Below are 18,015 nucleotides of genomic sequence, written 5' to 3' on the forward strand. Positions count from 1 at the left end.
TGGGCGCGATCGCCGTGCTGGCCTATGCCTTTTTCGGGCTCCGCACCCGGCGCAAGCGCGAGAGCCATGGCTATGAAGCTGAGCCTTTCGTCCTGTTCGTCGTCAAGACGCTGGTCGCCAGCGCGCTGGCGTTGTTCCTGGTCTATGAGTTCGCCAGCTATCGCGGCCTGCCGGTGGTGCTGCTCGTCATGGGCGTGCTGATCTCGCTGTTCGTCTTCGTCACCAAGCGCATGACCATCGGCCGCCGCATCTACGCGATGGGCGGCAACCCCAAGGCGGCGCAACTGTCGGGCATCAACACCGAGCGGCTGACATTGCTGGTGTTCGTGAACATGGGCGTGCTGTCGGCGCTGGGCGGCCTGATCATCGCGGCGCGGCTCGGCCAGGCCGTGCCCGCGGCAGGACTGGGCTCGGAGCTCGACGTCATCGCCGCCGTCTTCATCGGCGGCGCCTCGGCGATGGGCGGCGTCGGCCAGGTCATCGGCGCCGTGGTCGGCGGCTTCATCATGGGTGTCATGAACAACGGCATGTCGATCATGGGCGTCAATGTCGACTGGCAGCAGGTGGTCAAAGGGCTGGTGCTGCTCGGCGCCGTCATCTTCGACGTCTACAACAAGAACAAGGCCTGACAGGCTTTAGGCGAGGCAAGCAGGAGGCATGCGATCGCTGCGCTGACGGTACAATTGCCGGCATAAGAATTCCCTCCGGGGAACAGGGTCGCAGCGCAATCCGGACTAGGAATTTAACCCGTGGCACGGCGACGTCCGAGCCGCGCAGGTCGGGGATTGCCAGGAGGCAGCCAGGCCAAGGCACATGAGAGAGGATTGACCATGCTGATCTCGCAGATTCTCGACGACGCCGAGACCATCCGTGTCGTTGCCCGCAATGGCGGCAAGACAAGGGTCATCAACGGCGCCCGCAGCGTCTACTCGCTGGCGATGGAGGCTGCCCGCACCGGCGTTGGCCTCGTCGCGCTGATCGAGCGAAAGGGACTGGGCGAGACGGTCGATCTCGACGCCGCCTACAAGAAGGGGCGGCTGTTGTCGCCGATCAATCATCCCGATCCGGCCCATCTGCATCTCACGGGCACAGGCCTGACGCATCTTGGCTCTGCAGCGACGCGCGATTCCATGCACAAGAAGCTTGGCGACAGCGGCGAGGAACAGCTCACCGATTCCATGAAGATGTTCCGCATGGGCCTGGAGGGCGGCAAGCCCGCGAAAGGCCAGGTCGGCGTGCAGCCGGAGTGGTTCTACAAGGGCAACGGCACCATGGCCGTGGCGCCGGGTGCGGCGCTGCTGTCGCCGGCCTTCGCCAAGGACGCCGGCGAGGAGCCCGAGGTCGCCGGCATCTATGTCATTGGCGACGACGGCGCGCCGTTCCGCGTCGGCTTCACGCTGTCGAACGAGTTTTCCGACCATGTGACCGAGCGCGTGAACTATCTGTTCCTCGCGCATTCCAAGCTGCGCAACGCCTCGTTCGGACCGGAGATCCTGATCGGCGACCTGCCTGCAGACATAAGGGGCACCTCACGCATCTGGCGCGACAGCAAGCTGCTGTGGGAAAAGCCGTTCCTCTCGGGCGAAGCCAACATGTCCCACACCATCGCCAATCTCGAGCATCATCACTTCAAATATTCGGCCTTCCGCCAGCCAGGCGACGTGCATGTGCACATGTTTGGCACCGCGACGCTGTCCTTCGCCGACGGCATCAAGACCGAGGCCGGCGACGTGTTCGAGATCGAGGCCGGGGATTTCGGCCTGCCGCTGCGCAACCCGCTCGAGATCGAGCAGCCGGTGAACGTGGCGGTGAAGGCGCTGTGAAGATCGCCCCTTCCCTTCTCCCCTTGAGGGAGAAGGTGGATCGGCGCGCAGCGCTGAGACGGATGAGGGGTGTTCCAGCGGAGTGAGGCGTTTGTGTTCCCTGGAACACCCCTCATCCGACCTCGCTTCGCGAGGCCACCTTCTCCCACAAGGGGAGAAGGAAAGACTCGACCGGCAGCTTCAACGACTCAATAAATATCGAAGTCGAAATACCTGGCCTGGATCTTCTTGTAGGTGCCGTCGGCAACGATCGCATCGATGGCCGCATTGAGCTTGTCGCGCAGTTCCGTGTCTTCGAGGCGCACGGCGATGCCGGCTTGCGTCTCGGTGCCCTTGACGTCGCCGACCAGCTTGCAGCAGTCGTCGCTCGCCTTCTTCAGCCAGTCTACCAGCACGAACTTGTCCGAGATGACGGCGTCGAGACGGCCGTTCTGCAGGTCGGTGATCGCCTCTTCCTGGGTCGGGTAGAGCTTGGCCTCCGCGCCCGCCTTGCCATACGCATTCTGCGCATAGTCGGCCTGCGTGGTCGACGCCTGCGCGCCCACCGTCTTGCCGGCAAGGGCGGCAGGCTCGGTGGAGGTGATGTCACTGTCCTTCGGCGCCACCAGGGCCAGAGGCGTGGTGTAGTATTTGTTGGTGAAGGCGACCTGCTTCTTGCGCTCCTCGGTGATGCTCATCGAGGCGATGATGGCGTCGAACTTCTTGGCCTGCAGGGCGGGAATGATGCCGTCCCAGTCCTGGGTGACGATCTCGCACTCCACCTTCATCTGCGCGCACAGCGCGTTGGCGATGTCGACGTCGAAGCCGACAAGCTTGCCGTCGGAGGTGATGGTGTTGAATGGCGGATAGGCGCCCTCCGTGCCGATTTTCAACTTCTCCGCTGCTTGGGACAGCGACCCGGCGGCCACCATGAAAATGGCGGCACCCGCTGCCGAAATGATCCATCTGGAAATCTGCATTTTGTTGTTCTCCTTGAGCGCACGACGCTGAAAATCTGCAGGTAAGCCAAGCACGACGGGCCGGCACAGGCAAGTCTGTTGCCGGACCGGATGCAGACCTCAGCGCGCGGCGCGAAAATGCTTGGACAGCTTCAGGCCCTGCGCCTGGTAGTTGGAGCCGAGATCGGTGCCATAGAGCGCCTGTGGCCGCCCCAGCATGTGCTCGTAGACCAGCCGCCCGACGATCTGGCCGTGGTCGAGGATGAACGGCACTTCGTGGCTGCGCACTTCCAGCACCGCCCGGCTGCCGGTGCCGCCAGATGCCGAATGGCCGAAGCCCGGATCGAAGAAGCCGGCATAGTGGACGCGGAATTCGCCGACCAGCGGATCGAACGGCGTCATCTCGGCGGCGTAGAGCGGCGGCACGTGCACGGCTTCCTGGCTGACCAGGATGTAGAATTCATCGGGGTCGAGCACCAGCTCGCCGGCGCCGCTCTTGTGGATCGGCTCCCAGAAATCGACGACATCCTGCGCGGCGCGCTTGTCGACATCGACGAGGCCGGTGTGGTGCTTGCCGCGATAGCCGACCAGCCCGTCGCTGTCACCGTTGAGGTCGATCGACAGCGCGATGCCGCCGCCAGAAATGTTCGGCGGCTCGGTGGCAACCAGCATTTCGGCGCGGTGCAATTCATGCAGTTCGGCCTCCGACAGCAGCGCATTGCCGGTGCGGAAGCGGATCTGCGACAGGCGCGAGCCGGTGCGCACGACGATCGGGAAGGTGCGCGGGCTGACCTCGAGATAGAGCGGACCGGTGTAGCCGGCGGCGATCTTGTCGAACTCATGGCCGCGGTCGGTCATGACGCGTGTGAAGATGTCGAGCCGTCCGGTCGAGCTCTTGGGATTGGCGGAGGCCGAGATCTCGGCCGGCAACGCCAGGCTTTCGAGGAGCGGCACGATGTAGACGCAGCCGGTTTCCAGCACCGCGCCTTCGGCCAGGTTGATCTCGTGCAGCTTCAGCCGGTCGAGCTTTTCCGAAACCTTGTGGTTGGGACCCGGCAGGAAGGAGGCGCGCACCCGCCATGCCTTGTCGCCGAGCCTGAGATCGAGGCTGGCCGGCTGGATCTGGTCCGCATCGAGCGCGCGCGGCGACTTCAGCGCGCCGGACTGGAACAGCGCCGAAATGTCCTGATCGGGAAGAATGCCTGTCTGCCGCAAGGCTTCGCTCCTAGGCCAGACGTTTTTCTTGCCGCAGGTTCTTGCCGCAAAACCGTGGACCAGTCTTGCGGGACCTGCTTGGTACAAACCTCTTAATCAAGCCGGCAATTGACGCAAGCGTGGCGCGGGTCTAAAGGGTCGTTATCCCGTGGTGATTTGGCCGGTCGGCTTGCAGCCACGTTAAACAAGTCGCTAAAGGACCGTCGGGCCGCAAGGCCGTATGGACCGGTTGCGACTTTCGCGGCCGGTTTTTTTGTGTCTGGAACAAGAGCGATGAGCAGCAACAAGCGCAACTGGAAGCCTCAAACGGCCCTCGTGCATGGCGGAACCCTGCGTTCCCAATTCGGCGAGACATCGGAAGCGATGTACCTGACGCAGGGCTATGTCTATGAGACGGCGCAGGCCGCCGAGGCCCGTTTCAAGGGCGAGGAACCCGGCTTCATCTATTCGCGCTACGCCAACCCGACGGTCGACATGTTCGAAAAGCGCATGTGCGCGCTGGAAGGCGCCGAGGACGCGCGCGCCACCGCGTCGGGCATGGCGGCGGTGGCGGCGGCGCTCCTGTGCAGCGTCAAGGCCGGCGACCATATCGTTGCGGCACGCGCGCTGTTCGGCTCCTGCCGCTGGGTGGTCGAGACGCTGGCGCCGCGCTACGGCATCGAGGCGACGCTGGTCGACGGCACCGACATCGCCAACTGGGAAAAGGCGGTTCGGCCCAACACCAAGCTGTTCTTCCTGGAGAGCCCGACCAACCCGACGCTGGAAGTGGTCGACATCGCCGCGGTCGCTTCGCTGGCCAACTCGATCGGCGCGCGGCTGGTCGTCGACAATGTCTTTGCCACGCCTTTGCAGCAGAAGCCTCTGCAACTCGGCGCCCATATCGTCGTCTATTCGGCGACCAAGCACATCGACGGCCAAGGGCGCTGCCTGGGCGGCGTCGTCCTGTCGGACAAGAAGTGGATCGACGAGAACCTGCACGACTATTTCCGCCACACCGGCCCCAGCCTGTCGCCGTTCAATGCCTGGACGTTGCTGAAGGGCCTGGAGACGCTGCCGCTGCGCGTGCGCCAGCAGACGGAGAGCGCCGGCAAGATCGCCGACTTCCTCGCCGAACAGAAGCAGATCGCGCGCGTCATCTATCCGGGCCGCGCCGACCACCCACAGGCCGATATCGTCAAGAAGCAGATGTCGGGAGGCTCGACGCTGATCTGCATGGACGTCAAGGGCGGCAAGCAGGCGGCGTTCGCGCTGCAGAACGCACTCGACATCGTGCTGATCTCGAACAACCTCGGGGACGCCAAGAGCCTGATCACCCACCCGGCGACGACGACGCACAAGAACCTCAGCGACGAGGCCCGCGCCGAACTCGGCATCGGCCCGGGAACGCTCAGGCTGTCGGTCGGCCTGGAAGATACCGCTGACCTGCTGGAAGACGTTGCGCAGGCGCTCCAAGCCGTGAGCCGCTGATCGAAGGTTACAGGCCCACGGCTTTGCGCAGCGCTTCGTTCATGCGTGTCTGCCAGCCATCGCCGTCAGCCCTGAAGCGGTCGAGAACATCGGCGTCGAGGCGCAACTGTACGGCGCGTTTGGGCCGCGCAAGCGGCGGACGGCCGACCTTGCGTCGCGAAACAGCATCAGTCGGCTGCGCATCCGGGTCTGCCTCGGCAGCAGCGGTTATCGCAGCGTCGTCTTGATCGGTCATCGCGGCGAGCGCCTTGCCGGCAAGCGCCAAGGCATCAGCACGCGACTGCTTTGGCGGGCTAGCCTCGCGACGCACGATCGTCCTAGAGGTTTTCGACATAGTCCGTAATTTCCTGCCTTGTGGCCTTGCGTAGCGAAATAACGCGGATGGTACGGCCTCGCTCGACATAAACCATCACGTAGACGCCGGCGTCGATCAGGCCGACCGCTACAAGACGATCTTCGCCAAAATCTTCGCTATCATCGAGCCTGATGACGGCATTTGCAAAATCGAAGGACGGAGCGATTGCAAAGTCCACGCCGTGCTTGACCCGGTTCGTCCTTGCCTTGGCTTCATCCCACTCGAAGTGCATCGCCGTCGGCTCATTCCATAAATTATGTATACACAAAAATAGAGCGTAGTTCAATAATTTCTGTGTACACGATAATTGCGCGTGAAAACAGGCCAGCCGAAATCAGGCTCTGGACGGCGTCTCTTCAAGCTCGGCCGCCTTGGTGCCGATGGTCATCGCATTCCCACGCCAGTCGACGGCGCCGCCGAGCCAGCCGCGAACCCACATCGCCGGCAGGATCATGTCGCGCACCATCAATGCGCCGATCATCCGCGGCGACAGATACCAGCCCTTGGCCGAGGCCAGTGCGCATTCCGGGAGGTAGAAGGCCGCCAGTACGGCCACGATAGTCAGCGGCAGGCTGAAACCGGCGGAAGCGGCCGCAATCAGCGCCAGTGCCAGCGGCACCACGGCCCCGGTCAGGATCTCCGGCGCGAAGAACAGCGGGAAAGTGACGCGGCGCAGGCGCGCCCAGCGGGCCTGGCGCGACCAGATCTCGCCCAGCGTGCGCCGGCCGAGCGGCTGTTCGAAAGGCGCAGCGACGAGATTGACGCGCAGGCCGAGACCGTTGACCAGCTTGGTTGCCGCCGCGTCCTCGGCGATCTCCGCCGCCAGCGCGCGGATGCCGCCGCTGGCATCGAGCATCGGCTTGTTCCACAGCATGCTCTTGCCCTGGGCAAAACCCAGCCCAAGCGCCTCGCCGGCATATTGCCAGCGCGCCTGCAGCGTATTGAGGAAAGCGCATTCGACTTCTGCCCAGAAGCCGACCGGCCGCGAGCCGATCGGCGTCGAACAGACCAGGCCAGTGTCCGCCCGCCAAGCCGCCATCATGTGCTGGACGTAGTCCCGCGGCATCAGCACGTTGGAGTCGGCCAGGATGACCCAGTCGTGGCGCGCCGCGTCCCAGCCCTTGACGCAATTGTTGAGTTTGGGATTGGCGCTGATGCGATCGTCGCCGATCAGCAGCCGCGCACGCACGTCTGGAAAGCGGCCAATGGCGGCGCGGATCAGCCTGACCACGGGGTCGTCGGCGTTGGCGACGCAGAAGATCAATTCATAACGCGGCCAGTCGAGCGAAAATGCCCGATCAAGCGTTTCTTGCGTGAACGGCTCGACGCCACGCGACGGCACCACGATCGATACCGGCCGCGCCTCGGCCGGCAGCGCAATGGTGGTTCGCCGTTTCAGACGTGAAGCAGCGAGCAGGATGCTGGCGGCGTTTGAAACAATGAGAGCGACGGAAAGCGTGGCGGCTATGAAGGTAAGTTCCATCGAGGTCCGGTCACTCCAGAAAAGACGGTCCGCTTGATGACCGTTTTCGACAGTTCGACAGAGCGCCGAGTCGCCCGGTTCGCGCACACCATCATTGTCATGTGTCACTTAAATGACATTCTTTGCCGACACCTGCCTTTCCGAGCCAGGCGCGACAAGACGCGCCGGTTGACCTGCCGGCAGCGAGCGCCGAAAACTTACCCCGTATTGTTGGAGCAGCCCATGTACAGCGCCGTCACGCACAACATCGAAGTGCAGGTCAGGCCATTCTATATGGAGGATCGCTCGGACCCTTCGGAGAACCGCTATGTCTGGGGCTACCAGATAACGATCGACAACCAGTCGGACGAGTTCGTGCAGTTGATGTCGCGCTACTGGCACATCACCGACGGCGCCGGCCGGGTGGAGGAAGTGCGCGGGCCGGGCGTGGTCGGCGACCAGCCCGAGCTCAATCCCGGCGACAGCTATCAATACACATCCGGATGTCCGCTTTCGACGCCCTCAGGGATCATGGTCGGGCACTACACGATGCGCAACAAGCGTGGCGAGACGTTCGACATCGCCATTCCCGCCTTCTCGCTCGACCTGCCGGGGACAAGGCGTACGGTGAACTGAGAGGATCCAAGGTCCCCGCCCGCGCAAAGCGGGGCGAGGAACCGGAGCTTCCTTACTGGGGCGCGAATTCCGCCGGGTCGAAGTCATACTGTGTCGAGCAGAACTCGCAGGCGACGTGGATGCCGCCGTCCTCGGTGCTGTCGGCGATCTCCTGCGCGGAGAAGCCCTCGAGAATGCCGCGGATCTTGTCGCGCGAGCATGAGCACTGGTCGGCGACCGGAACACCGCCGAACACCCGCACGCCATGCTCATGGAACAGCCTGAACAGCAGCCGCTCGGCGCCGATCGTCGGGTCGATCAGTTCGGTAGGCTCGATGGTGCCGAGCAGCGCCAGCAGTTCGCGCCAGGAATTGTCGGCGGGATCGTGGACCTCCTCGCGCGGATCGCCATCGCCGCCCGGCAGGTCCGGCACGCGCATACGCTCCGGCGATTGCGGCAGGAACTGCGCCAGGATGCCGCCGGCCCGCCACTGCTCGCGCGCGCCGCCGACGCCGGGCGTCAGAAGCTTGGCGACCGAAAGCCTGATATCGGTCGGGATCTGTTCCGACTGGCGGAAATAGGTCCGCGCGGCGTCTTCCAAGGTCTCGCCGTCAAGCTGGACGATGCCCTGATAGCGTTGTGTATGGGCGCCCTGGTCGATGGTCAGCGCCAAAACGCCGCTGCCGAGCAGGGTCTGCTGGGACGTGTCGCCGGCCGCGACCAGAGCCTCGAGCCTCTCGGCGTCGAAGCGCGCATAGGCGCGCAATGCCGAAGGCGTCGTGAAATCCGCCACCAGCATGTCGACCGGCCCGTCGGTGCGGGTCTGCAGGATGAACTTGCCTTCGAATTTCAGCGAGGTGCCGAGCAGCACCGTCAGCACGCAGGCTTCCGCCAGGAGGCGGGCCACCGGTTCCGGATAATCGTGACGGGTAAGAATGGCGTCGAGCATGGGCCCGAGCTGGACCGTGCGGCCGCGCACGTCGAGCGGGCCGACCTCGAAGGGAACGACGTGGTCGTCGCCGGCGTAGCCGAATTCGCCGAGTTTGCGGTGATGTTCAGCCAATTGATGTGTTTCCAACATGACAAAGCTCCGGGGCGCGGCCATGCCGCCCTCCGGGGCGCATGCGTCGAAACGCGCTTGATTTGCGTGATGCGGCGCAGATAGGCATCACATCACCGGAGATCAAGCTGCCAGACGCTTCAAGCTCCAAGGCACTTCAAGCCCCAAGGCACCATGCGAGCACGGCTTTCTGGGCGTGGAGCCGGTTCTCGGCCTCATCGAAGACGACAGAGTTCGGGCCGTCGATGACCTCGTCGGTCACCTCCTCGCCGCGATGCGCCGGCAGGCAATGCATGAACAGGGCGTCGGGCTTGGCCCGGGCCATCAGCTTGGCGTTGACCTGGTAGGGCGAGAAGACGTTGTGGCCGCGCGCGCGATGCTCCTGGCCCATCGACACCCAGCAATCGGTGACCACGCAATCGGCTTGATCGACGGCCTCCTCCGGCGAGCGGGTGAAGTGCAGCTTGCCGCCATGGGCCTGAGACCAGTCGACATGCTTGCGCGCCGGCTCGCTGCCTTCGGGTACGGCGACATTGAGATTGAAGCGGAAGCGCGCCGAGGCCTCGAGCAGCGAATGCAGCACGTTGTTGCCGTCGCCGGTCCAGGCAATGGTCTTGCCGGCCACCGGGCCGCGATGCTCCTCGAAGGTCATGATGTCGGCCATCAGCTGGCAGGGATGGGTGTCGTCGGTCAGCCCGTTGATGACGGGAACGGTGGCGTTCTCGGTCAATTCCAGCAGCCGCTCATGCGAAGTGGTGCGGATCATGATCGCATCGACATAGCGCGACAGCACCTTGGCGGTGTCGGCGATGGTCTCGGAGCGGCCGAGCTGCATCTCGGTGCCGGTCAACATGATGGTCTCGCCGCCGAGCTGGCGCATGCCGACATCGAAGGAGACGCGCGTGCGTGTCGACGGCTTGTCGAAGATCATGGCCAGCACCTTGCCGTCGAGCGGCCTGGTCCGCTCCCCGGCCTTGAGACGGGCCTTTCGCACCACCGCGTCGTCGAGCATGGAGCGCAGGTCGCCCTCGGAAACGGCGGAAAGATCGGTGAAATGGCGAACTGACATCAGGAATGTTTCCGCATTACTTCGCGGCGGCGGAGGCGATCGCCTCCACAAGGCCCTTTGCGCCGGCTCTGATGCGGTCCAGCGCGTCGTGGATTTCGGCGTCGGAGACCGTGAGCGGCGGCAGCAGGCGAATGACATTGTCGCCGGCCGGAACCGCCAGCAGATGATGGTCGCGCAACGCCAGGTTGACCTTGGTGTTGGGCATCGCGCATTTGAGGCCGAGCATGAGGCCGGTGCCCCTGATCTCCTCGATCACTTCCGGAAATTCGTCTGCCACCGAGGCAAGCCCCTGCTTCATGAGCAGCGCCTTGCGCTGGACATCTTCCAGGAAGCCGTCTTCCAGCACCACGTCGAGCACGGCGTTGCCGACGGCCATGGCCAAGGGATTGCCGCCGAAGGTGGTGCCGTGCACGCCAGCTGTCATGCCGATGGCCGCCTCATCGGTTGCCAGGCAGGCACCCATCGGGAAGCCGCCGCCAATGCCCTTGGCGATCGCCATGATGTCAGGCGTCACCCCGGACCATTCATGCGCGAACAGTTTGCCGGTGCGGCCGATGCCACATTGGACCTCGTCGTAGATCAGGAGCAGGCCGTGCTGTTCGCACAGATGCCGGAGCCGCTTCAGCGACTGCGCCGGGACCGGGCGGATACCGCCCTCGCCCTGCACCGGTTCGATCAGGATCGCGGCGGTTTCGGGCATTATCGCCTTCTCGGCGGCATCGATGTCGTCGAAACCGACCTGATCGAAGCCTTCGACCTTGGGTCCGAAGCCCTCCAGATATTTGTACTGGCCGCCCGCCGCGATGGTCGCCAGCGTGCGGCCATGGAAGGCACCTTCGAAGGTGATGATGCGGAACCGCTCCGGATGGCCCTTGACGAAATGGTAGCGCCGCGCGGTCTTGATCGCGCATTCCAGCGCCTCGGCGCCGGAATTGGTGAAGAACACCTTGTCGGCGAAGGTGGCCTCGACCAGCCGCTCGGCAAGCCGGTTCTGCTCCGGAATCTGATAGAGGTTGGAAACATGCCACAGCTTCGCGGCCTGTTGCGTGAGCGCCGCGACCAGATGCGGATGGCTATGGCCCAGCGAATTCACCGCGATGCCGCCCGCGAAATCGAGATATCGCTCGCCCTTGTCGGTAACCAGCCAGGTGCCTTCCCCATGGTCGAAGGCCAGGGGTGCGCGAGCAAAGGTCTCGTAAAGCGCCGAACCGCTCATTATATGCGTCTCCGGTACCGGAAAATCAAAAAAGCCGCCAAAGCGGCGGCCTTTGCGGCTTATCGTGTTTTTCGGCCGTGAAGTCAATGAAAACGTCGCGTGGCGACGCGCGCCAAGCCCCCTGACAAGACGCCGGCTCATAAGCGACCGGTCAAGTTGGGGAAAACCGAAAAAACCGATTCGTGTTGCACTTGGGACTCTTGTCACCGAGTCAGCGCATAGGGTAGTTGTAGTCGAGAAATAACTAGATTTCGTGCGGCGGACCTAATCACCAGATATATGTGGTGTCTGCCCCGGCAAATGTTGCCGGGGCGGGAATGGATTCGGCCTCACGCTTAGCAGGAGCGCGGTCTCATGAACTGGACTGACGAGCGGGTAGAACTTCTCAGGAAACTGTGGTCGGAGGGTCTGAGCGCAAGCCAGATTGCCGCCCAGCTTGGTGGGGTCAGCCGCAATGCGGTCATCGGCAAGGTGCACCGGCTGAAACTCTCGGGCCGCGGACGCGCCACAGCGACGCCGGCACGGCAGAAGAAGACGGCGCAGGGATCCACCGTCCAGAAGTCGGTGGCTCGCGCCGCGACGGCGGTACGCCACGTCACGACATCCATCGGCGCGACGGCCCTGCAGACCCAGTTCGACGCCGAGCCGGTGGCGCGCCACTATGTCAGGCCGGTCGAGAATGTCGTCGTTCCGATCTCGCGGCATCTGCAGCTCGTCGAACTGACCGAACGCACCTGCAAATGGCCGAACGGCGACCCGCTTTCTGAAGACTTCAATTTCTGTGGCAACGAGGCCGCAGAGACCGGCCCCTATTGCAAATACCACGCCCGCCTGGCGTTCCAGCCGGCGTCGGAGCGGCGCCGCAGTCGCTGAACAGCGAATAGCGAATAGCATCGGCCGGGCTTCCTTCGGCCGGCACAAAGCTGTTGTTTCGGTGCTGTTCGCCTGTTTGTCGTGGCGCCAGCCATCCTTGCGAAACCGCAATTGAGGAACGCAGGTCAGCGTGATCGCGGCGAGAACCGCGGGAAGTTGCCGATGGAATTGCGCCTCGATCCGAAGCAGCAGGTCGCGATCGGGCTCGAACAAGCCGGCTCGATTCCGCAAAGCCTTCGAGAGGGCACCGTTCAGGTCACCGAAAGCGTCGCGGAGATGCTGATCGTGTCGGTGTTGTCGCCTTTCGGCCGCTCAGCCGGCATCTGCTCGCCGGTGACGATGTAATAGATGGTCTCGGCGATGTTGGTGGCGTGATCGCCGATGCGCTCGATGTTCTTGGCGCAGAACAGCAGATGCGTGCAGGGGGTGATGTTGCGCGGATCTTCCATCATGTAGGTCAGCAACTCACGAAACAGCGACGTGTACATGGCATCGATCTGATCGTCGCGGTCGCGCACGAAGCCGATCTTGTCCACCGAGCGCGATGCGTAGACGTCTAGCACTTCCTTGAGCTGCGTCAGCGCCAGGTTGGCAAGGGCCTCGAGGCCACGGAAAAGGCTGGTCGGCTGGCGCCCGTCCGTGACGGCGACAACCCGCTTGGCAACGTTCTTGCCGAGATCCCCTACCCGTTCGAGGTCGGCGGAAATCCGGATGGCCCCAACGATCTCGCGCAGGTCCGTCGCCATCGGCTGGCGCCTGGCAATGATGATGATCGCCTTGTCGTCGATCTCGCGCTGCCCCTCATCCAGCACGGCATCGTCGCGGATGACCTTCTGGGCCAGCCCGGGGTCGGCATTGACCAGGGCAGCGACCGCCTGTTCGACCATGCGTTCGGCATGGCCGCCCATCGCGGCGATGCGCTTGGACAGATATTTCAGTTCTTCATCATAGGCGCTGACGATGTGCACGGACTGCATGGACGAAATGCCTTCCCATGGGAGTGTCTTGATCTTGAGTCGTTTCCTCGAATCCCTGCTGATACGCTAGCGCGATGACAGAAAAAAGAAACGGCTGCCTGGAAAACTAGGGCTCTATCCGTGCGTCGGCAAATGAACCGAGAACGCCGCGCCCTTGCCGACCTCCGACTTGATCGAAAGCCTGGCGTTGTGGCGCGTCAGGATGTGCTTCACGATCGACAGGCCAAGCCCGGTGCCCTTCTGCGTCCGGCTGGTCTCGACATCGATACGGTAGAAGCGCTCGGTAATGCGCGGAATGTGCTCCTCGGGGATACCCGGGCCAAAATCCCTTATGATCACGTCGATGCCCGGTTCGGATCCGGCATCGCTGTGCGCGATCGACACCACGACGCGACCGCCCGACTGACCGTATTTGCAGGCGTTTTCCAGAAGGTTCTCGAAAACCTGAAAAAGCTCGTCTCGGTCGCCGGGCACGTTAAGAGGCCCTTCGGCGAAGTCCCGTTCGATGACGACGTTGTTGTCACTGGCCAAGGGTCCAAGCGAATCGATGACGCTCTCGACGGTCCTACGCAGGTCGACCTCGGTTCCAGGCTTCAGATAAGGCTTCATCTCAAGCCGTGACAGCGACAACAGATCGTCGATCAGGCGCGCCATGCGGCTGGTCTGGCTCTGCATGATCTGCAGGAACTGTTCACGCGCAGCCGGATCATTGCGGGCAGGACCGCGCAGCGTTTCGATGAAGCCGGCGATGGAGGCGAGCGGCGTGCGCAATTCATGACTGGCATTGGCGATGAAGTCGGCGCGCATGCGGTCGATCCTGCGCGTTTCACTCTGGTCCTTGAACACCAGCACATAGAGATCCGTGCCGTGGCCAACCGAGGAGGCGCTGACACGGTAGGCACGTTCGACCGGAAGTTTCTCCACGTAGTCGACGACGTCCGAAGCGACGTCACCCGACAGGATGCCGTCCAGCAATGCCTGCATCTCCGGCGCGCGGAATTTCAACGACAGGGACATGCCCGGCGCGATCCCGCCGAAAGCCGCGAAGGCGGCGGCATTGGCATGGACGATGGTGGCGGTCCGGTCGAAAATGATCAGCGGATCGGCGACGGCGGCCGCCAGATACTCTCCGGAAAGCCTTTGCAGGCCAATGGCCTCGATCGCCGGCACGCGCTGCGCGAACTGGCCGGTGCCGGCCGTCGGCAAAAAGGCCGCCGCAAGCAGCAGGAGCAGCGCCGGCACCAGCACGTGGGCGGAGATTCCGGCAAAGGCATAGACCATCAAAACGGACACGACACCCGCGGCAAGCAGCCACCGACTGCTCCACAGCCTGGCCCCCAATACCCGTGCCGTGCTTTTCCGCCCTGAGTCGAGGTCAGTCATTCGCCCGCGCGTGCGCGCCCTCCCACCCTGTCGGCCGGCTGCGGAACCTTCCGCTGGACCGGTCCAGCGCCTGTCCCTGAAAATCGGAATCGATTTTCGGAAAGGATCATGCGCAAATCGAAAGTGCCACAGCGTGCACCGCGCGCCCAGAGTGGTGCGCGGTGCCGTAATGGCTCCCAATAGCATGAGTCCACAGACTGGAAAGGGTTCCTTTCGATGAAAAAAACCAAGGATAGTCCCGCAACGCCGACATCCACGCCGCTCAAGATCATGGTCGACGGCAAGGCCCGGGAATTCGACATCGAGAATCCGACGCTGCCCGACTGGATCGAGGGCAACAAGCTGACCGCCGGCGGCTACCCCTACGACAAGCAGATGAAAGGCGACGAGTACGACAAGACGCTCGAGCTGTTGCAGATCGAGCTGGTCAAGGCGCAGGCCTGGTTGCAGTCGACAGGCAAGCGCGTGATGGCGCTGTTCGAGGGGCGTGACGCCGCCGGAAAAGGCGGCACGATCTTCGTCCTGCACCAATACATGAACCCGCGAACGGCGCGCAACGTGGCGCTGACCAAGCCGACCGAACCGGAGCGCGGACAGTGGTATTTCCAACGTTACGTGGAACACTTCCCTACGGCAGGTGAGTTCGTCACCTTCGACCGCTCCTGGTACAACCGTGCCGGTGTCGAGCCGGTGATGGGCTTCTGCACGCCGGCACAGCACGAGCAGTTCCTTGAAGAGGCGCCGCATTTCGAACGGATGATCAGCAATGAGGGCATCCACTTTTTCAAGTTCTGGCTGAATATCGGCCAAGAGACGCAACTCGAGCGCTTTCACGATCGCCGCTTCAGCCCGCTGAAAAACTGGAAGTTCTCGCCGATCGACATTGCCGGCGTCACGAAATGGGAAGACTACACCAAGGCGCGCGACCAAATGTTCGAACGCACCCACAAGAAATTCGCGCCGTGGATCATCGTGCGGGCCAATGACAAGCGCCGCGCCCGGCTGGCCGTCATGCGCCGCGTCCTGCTCTCGTTGCCGTATGACGGGCGCGATCTCGACGTGATCGGCAAGGAGGACAAGAAGATCATCGGCGAAGGGCCGTCATTCCTGGGCAAGCAGGACTGATGCTTTCGCGCCGCGCGGCCGTGGGGCCGCGCGGCGCGGTGATGATCTGTCGGGTCGCGGTCCTCAGGCCGCGAGCCGCGCGATGCGCTGCAACCGGCGCAGCGTCGTGTCATCCTGCAGCGCCTGCTGGAACAGCGAGATCTCCTGGTCGATGCGATCGCACAGCTCCCCGGTGTTGCCCTTGAGCAGACCACGAGTCTGCAGCAGGGCGGCGACCGGTTTCTTGGCAAGCTGCCGTGCCCGGCCGAGGGCGGCGTCCTCGACGCTGCCCGCCGGCACGATCTCGGAGACGAGGCCGAGCGCCCTGGCGTCCTCGGCGCGAAGCGTGTCGCCGAGGCAGAAGAAGCGGAAAGCGCCGGCATAGCCGAGCTTTCGCGGCGCCAGGATGCTGGTCGCCGCATCCGGCACCAGGCCGAAATCGACGAACGGCACCCGGAAGGTGCTTTGGTTCGACGCGATCACCATGTCGCAGTGGAACAGGATGGTGCAGCCGACACCGACAGCATCGCCGTCGACACAGGCAAGGATGGGCTTGGGGAACGTCGCCAGCGTGCGGAACAGGTCGGTGACGGCGGCGATCAGCTTCTGGTGCTTGGTGGCGTCGAGAAATTCCGAGAAGTCGCCGCCAAGACAGAAACAGCCCGCCAAACCGCGCAGCACGACGACACGAACCTCGTCATCATCGGCAGCCTCATGGAAGGTCCTGGCCAGGCTTTCATAGGCTCGCCTGTCCAGCACCGGCCGGCCGTCATTGGACGACACGGTGACGACCAGTGTGTGGTTGCGGAATTCGGGCCGCGGATGTGTGGTCATGGCCATTTCCGACATCACGATGCCCTCCTTTGGCCGAGCATGTCGGGATATCCCCTGGCCAGCACCGGGGCATGATGGTTGCGGCGTGAGCGCACCACGTCGAGCGTGTGCTCGTCGAAGGTGAGCAGGGTCGCCACGACCTGCTGGTTGCCGTAGGTGCGCTGGTACCCCAGCGGCGTCGCCAGGAAATGCAGTTGCAACGCGCGCAGGACCCACATGGGCTCGAACTCGATGATCATCTGGTTGACGCCGCGCTTCAGCCCCCACTCGACGAAGCCCGCGATCAGTTCGGTGCCGACGGTCGATACGCCGCGGCGACCGTCGCGGTAGCCGGGTGCCACTGCATAACGGGTCAACTCGAAGATATGCGGGCCCGAGGGAGGCGTCCCTTCATAGAGGTCGGTCAGCACTTCGGTCAGAAGATGCCCGCGCGTCGTCGGCAAGAGCCTCTGGTAACCGGCGACTTCGTCGCCCCTGATGACGATCTGATGGACGGCCTCGTCGTGATCGAACTGGTCGCGTTCGAGCCCGTCGGGGCGCCTGAGGTCGTCCCATCCCATCTCCTCGACAAATATCTTGTAGCGCAGACGATGGACGGCCTCCCAAAGGTCGGGACGTTCCATCAATTCCCGGGTTGTTAAAGAAAAAAGCATTCCGCCGTCTCCTGGGTTCAGAGGAAGATACGGCCGTGCCTCAATGACAAAATTGCGTGATCACGCAGGGAAGAATTTCTCAGTCGGCACGGCCGACCTAACTAATGTAGCCGCGCCTTATCGCTTCGGCGACGGCCTGAACCCGGTTGACGGCACCGAGTTTGCTTTTGGCGTTAAGAAGATGTTTCTCCGACGTGTGTTCGGAGATTCCAAGGATCTGCGATATCTCCCATTCGGACTTGCCGACGGCGGCCCACTGCAGGCATTCGCGCTCGCGCGGCGTCAGCTCGATATGGTCGATGGTCTTGTCCGCCATGGTGTGCAGTTGCATGGCTCGGCCTACCGCGTAGGTCGACACCAGCGACACAAGTCCAAATTCGGCCGCCGACAGTTCGACGGCCTCGCCCCCCAGCGACACCATGACGATCTGGCCGTCGAGCGTGATCAGGGGAAAGGCCAACCCGTCGCGCAACTTGTACGTCCCGGCATCGCCCATCACTTCGCCGCTGCTCTTGTCGGAGCTGACGCCCTGCGAGGCGTCGCGCCACTGGAATGGCGCCTGTAGCTGTTTCATATGGCTGACGACCGGATCGTGATCGACATAGTTGCGCGCGACATAGCGCTCCAGCCACTCGCCGGGCCAATCGCAGAGGAGCACATGCTGTTTCTGCTGGCCGGTCGGCGTGCCGGGCTGCGGCACGGTTCCCGCCATCAGCGCGGTGAGACCGAAACCGGATGTTATGCCCAGAAGCTGCTCACAGACCGCGGCCGCCGTTCCGGCGTGCCGCAGTTGATCTATGAATTCCAGCGTGCGATCGAACTGACCCATCGCAACATAAATCCCATGTTGCCTTGTACACTGCGATCGTTGGCCTGCGCCTTACCCCGCACATTGCCTACGACCACGGATTGCAAACCACCCGCTTGCCCTGTGGCTGCCGACGTCTGTCCTCCAACCGAGTCGGCCACTG

At 63.4% G+C, this 18,015-nt stretch carries 18 protein-coding genes, 1 pseudogene and 1 riboswitch; of the genes and pseudogenes, 6 read left to right on the forward strand and 13 right to left on the reverse strand.

Annotation, left to right across the window (positions count from 1 at the left end):
* Together WC739_RS11450 and araD1 are read left to right on the forward strand one after the other, a co-directional pair.
* Window positions 1–629, forward strand: a pseudogene (locus tag WC739_RS11450) (sugar ABC transporter permease); the annotation flags it as partial.
* A 201-nt stretch (window positions 630–830) separates the two neighbouring features.
* Window positions 831–1,823, forward strand: coding sequence for an AraD1 family protein (gene araD1, locus WC739_RS11455; RefSeq protein ID WP_372953143.1), 993 nt, complete (start codon window positions 831–833; stop codon window positions 1,821–1,823).
* Between the two features lie 188 nt (window positions 1,824–2,011).
* Here araD1 and WC739_RS11460 read toward each other — a convergent pair whose 3' ends face one another.
* Together WC739_RS11460 and WC739_RS11465 are read right to left on the reverse strand one after the other, a co-directional pair.
* Window positions 2,012–2,782: an ABC transporter substrate-binding protein gene (locus tag WC739_RS11460; protein ID WP_372953144.1), complete on the reverse strand. Its 771-nt coding sequence runs from the start codon at window positions 2,780–2,782 to the stop codon at window positions 2,012–2,014.
* 99 nt (window positions 2,783–2,881) lie between these two features.
* A complete protein-coding gene (locus tag WC739_RS11465) occupies window positions 2,882–3,976 on the reverse strand; it encodes a 2'-deoxycytidine 5'-triphosphate deaminase (protein WP_372953145.1) in 1,095 nt (364 codons plus the stop codon).
* Between the two features lie 138 nt (window positions 3,977–4,114).
* Window positions 4,115–4,192, forward strand: a riboswitch (SAM riboswitch).
* A 57-nt stretch (window positions 4,193–4,249) separates the two neighbouring features.
* On the opposite strand from WC739_RS11465, the gene WC739_RS11470 reads away from it, so the two are divergent.
* Window positions 4,250–5,443: an O-succinylhomoserine sulfhydrylase gene (locus tag WC739_RS11470; RefSeq protein WP_372953146.1), complete on the forward strand. Its 1,194-nt coding sequence runs from the start codon at window positions 4,250–4,252 to the stop codon at window positions 5,441–5,443.
* Between the two features lie 7 nt (window positions 5,444–5,450).
* Here the strand turns inward: WC739_RS11470 and WC739_RS11475 are convergent, their stop codons facing one another.
* The 3 genes from WC739_RS11475 to WC739_RS11485 all read right to left on the reverse strand — a co-directional run bounded on the left by WC739_RS11475 (window position 5,451) and on the right by WC739_RS11485 (window position 7,281).
* The gene (locus WC739_RS11475) at window positions 5,451–5,708 is read right to left on the reverse strand and encodes a BrnA antitoxin family protein (protein WP_372953147.1); all 258 of its coding nucleotides are present in this window, start codon (window positions 5,706–5,708) and stop codon (window positions 5,451–5,453) included.
* A gap of 52 nt (window positions 5,709–5,760) precedes the next feature.
* A complete protein-coding gene (locus WC739_RS11480) occupies window positions 5,761–6,030 on the reverse strand; it encodes a BrnT family toxin (protein WP_372953148.1) in 270 nt (89 codons plus the stop codon).
* Window positions 6,031–6,132: 102 nt separating this feature from the next.
* Window positions 6,133–7,281, reverse strand: coding sequence for a ceramide glucosyltransferase (locus WC739_RS11485; protein WP_372953149.1), 1,149 nt, complete (start codon window positions 7,279–7,281; stop codon window positions 6,133–6,135).
* A 222-nt stretch (window positions 7,282–7,503) separates the two neighbouring features.
* Between WC739_RS11485 and apaG the strand changes: the two genes are divergently transcribed.
* On the forward strand, window positions 7,504–7,896 hold the full coding sequence (gene apaG / locus WC739_RS11490; RefSeq protein WP_372953150.1) for a Co2+/Mg2+ efflux protein ApaG: 393 nt from the start codon (window positions 7,504–7,506) through the stop codon (window positions 7,894–7,896).
* Window positions 7,897–7,948: 52 nt separating this feature from the next.
* On the opposite strand, the gene WC739_RS11495 is transcribed toward apaG, so the two are convergent.
* The 3 genes from WC739_RS11495 to WC739_RS11505 all read right to left on the reverse strand — a co-directional run bounded on the left by WC739_RS11495 (window position 7,949) and on the right by WC739_RS11505 (window position 11,220).
* Window positions 7,949–8,980, reverse strand: coding sequence for an Hsp33 family molecular chaperone (locus tag WC739_RS11495; RefSeq protein WP_372953151.1), 1,032 nt, complete (start codon window positions 8,978–8,980; stop codon window positions 7,949–7,951).
* A 112-nt stretch (window positions 8,981–9,092) separates the two neighbouring features.
* Complete coding sequence (gene argF, locus WC739_RS11500; protein ID WP_372953152.1) at window positions 9,093–10,004, reverse strand: ornithine carbamoyltransferase; 912 nt, start codon at window positions 10,002–10,004, stop codon at window positions 9,093–9,095.
* A gap of 16 nt (window positions 10,005–10,020) precedes the next feature.
* Window positions 10,021–11,220: an aspartate aminotransferase family protein gene (locus WC739_RS11505; protein ID WP_372953153.1), complete on the reverse strand. Its 1,200-nt coding sequence runs from the start codon at window positions 11,218–11,220 to the stop codon at window positions 10,021–10,023.
* A 354-nt stretch (window positions 11,221–11,574) separates the two neighbouring features.
* On the opposite strand from WC739_RS11505, the gene WC739_RS11510 reads away from it, so the two are divergent.
* Window positions 11,575–12,093 (forward strand): GcrA family cell cycle regulator, encoded by a 519-nt coding sequence (locus WC739_RS11510; RefSeq protein ID WP_372953154.1) that lies wholly within the window; start codon window positions 11,575–11,577, stop codon window positions 12,091–12,093.
* A gap of 251 nt (window positions 12,094–12,344) precedes the next feature.
* Here WC739_RS11510 and phoU read toward each other — a convergent pair whose 3' ends face one another.
* Window positions 12,345–13,070 carry a phosphate signaling complex protein PhoU gene (gene phoU / locus WC739_RS11515; RefSeq protein ID WP_372953155.1) on the reverse strand — a complete coding sequence of 242 codons (726 nt, stop codon included), beginning with the start codon at window positions 13,068–13,070 and terminating at the stop codon, window positions 12,345–12,347.
* Between the two features lie 114 nt (window positions 13,071–13,184).
* A complete protein-coding gene (locus WC739_RS11520; protein ID WP_372953156.1) occupies window positions 13,185–14,453 on the reverse strand; it encodes an ATP-binding protein in 1,269 nt (422 codons plus the stop codon).
* A gap of 216 nt (window positions 14,454–14,669) precedes the next feature.
* On the opposite strand from WC739_RS11520, the gene ppk2 reads away from it, so the two are divergent.
* Window positions 14,670–15,578, forward strand: coding sequence for a polyphosphate kinase 2 (gene ppk2, locus WC739_RS11525; RefSeq protein ID WP_372953157.1), 909 nt, complete (start codon window positions 14,670–14,672; stop codon window positions 15,576–15,578).
* 63 nt (window positions 15,579–15,641) lie between these two features.
* Here ppk2 and WC739_RS11530 read toward each other — a convergent pair whose 3' ends face one another.
* From WC739_RS11530 to WC739_RS11540, 3 genes are all read right to left on the reverse strand, one after another.
* Window positions 15,642–16,391, reverse strand: coding sequence for an enoyl-CoA hydratase-related protein (locus tag WC739_RS11530; protein ID WP_372953158.1), 750 nt, complete (start codon window positions 16,389–16,391; stop codon window positions 15,642–15,644).
* Window positions 16,392–16,405: 14 nt separating this feature from the next.
* The gene (locus WC739_RS11535; RefSeq protein WP_372953159.1) at window positions 16,406–17,044 is read right to left on the reverse strand and encodes an acyl-homoserine-lactone synthase; all 639 of its coding nucleotides are present in this window, start codon (window positions 17,042–17,044) and stop codon (window positions 16,406–16,408) included.
* 97 nt (window positions 17,045–17,141) lie between these two features.
* On the reverse strand, window positions 17,142–17,873 hold the full coding sequence (locus WC739_RS11540) for a helix-turn-helix transcriptional regulator (protein WP_372953160.1): 732 nt from the start codon (window positions 17,871–17,873) through the stop codon (window positions 17,142–17,144).
* Window positions 17,874–18,015 lie beyond the last annotated feature (142 nt).

It is taken from the genome of Mesorhizobium sp., assembly GCF_041661565.1.
Lineage (GTDB): Bacteria > Pseudomonadota > Alphaproteobacteria > Rhizobiales > Rhizobiaceae > Mesorhizobium.

Bases quoted from the DNA above. Each gene is read 5' to 3' on its own strand.
- WC739_RS11470 (WP_372953146.1), top strand. From the start codon at position 4,250: ATGAGCAGCAACAAGCGCAACTGGAAGCCTCAAACGGCCCTCGTGCAT.
- WC739_RS11510 (WP_372953154.1), top strand. From the start codon at position 11,575: ATGAACTGGACTGACGAGCGGGTAGAACTTCTCAGGAAACTGTGGTCG.
- araD1 (WP_372953143.1), top strand. From the start codon at position 831: ATGCTGATCTCGCAGATTCTCGACGACGCCGAGACCATCCGTGTCGTT.
- WC739_RS11505 (WP_372953153.1), bottom strand. From the start codon at position 11,220: ATGAGCGGTTCGGCGCTTTACGAGACCTTTGCTCGCGCACCCCTGGCC.
- WC739_RS11495 (WP_372953151.1), bottom strand. From the start codon at position 8,980: ATGGCCGCGCCCCGGAGCTTTGTCATGTTGGAAACACATCAATTGGCT.
- phoU (WP_372953155.1), bottom strand. From the start codon at position 13,070: ATGCAGTCCGTGCACATCGTCAGCGCCTATGATGAAGAACTGAAATAT.
- ppk2 (WP_372953157.1), top strand. From the start codon at position 14,670: ATGAAAAAAACCAAGGATAGTCCCGCAACGCCGACATCCACGCCGCTC.
- WC739_RS11520 (WP_372953156.1), bottom strand. From the start codon at position 14,453: ATGACTGACCTCGACTCAGGGCGGAAAAGCACGGCACGGGTATTGGGG.
- WC739_RS11485 (WP_372953149.1), bottom strand. From the start codon at position 7,281: ATGGAACTTACCTTCATAGCCGCCACGCTTTCCGTCGCTCTCATTGTT.
- WC739_RS11530 (WP_372953158.1), bottom strand. From the start codon at position 16,391: ATGACCACACATCCGCGGCCCGAATTCCGCAACCACACACTGGTCGTC.
- WC739_RS11540 (WP_372953160.1), bottom strand. From the start codon at position 17,873: ATGGGTCAGTTCGATCGCACGCTGGAATTCATAGATCAACTGCGGCAC.
- argF (WP_372953152.1), bottom strand. From the start codon at position 10,004: ATGTCAGTTCGCCATTTCACCGATCTTTCCGCCGTTTCCGAGGGCGAC.
- WC739_RS11460 (WP_372953144.1), bottom strand. From the start codon at position 2,782: ATGCAGATTTCCAGATGGATCATTTCGGCAGCGGGTGCCGCCATTTTC.
- WC739_RS11535 (WP_372953159.1), bottom strand. From the start codon at position 17,044: ATGCTTTTTTCTTTAACAACCCGGGAATTGATGGAACGTCCCGACCTT.
- apaG (WP_372953150.1), top strand. From the start codon at position 7,504: ATGTACAGCGCCGTCACGCACAACATCGAAGTGCAGGTCAGGCCATTC.
- WC739_RS11480 (WP_372953148.1), bottom strand. From the start codon at position 6,030: ATGCACTTCGAGTGGGATGAAGCCAAGGCAAGGACGAACCGGGTCAAG.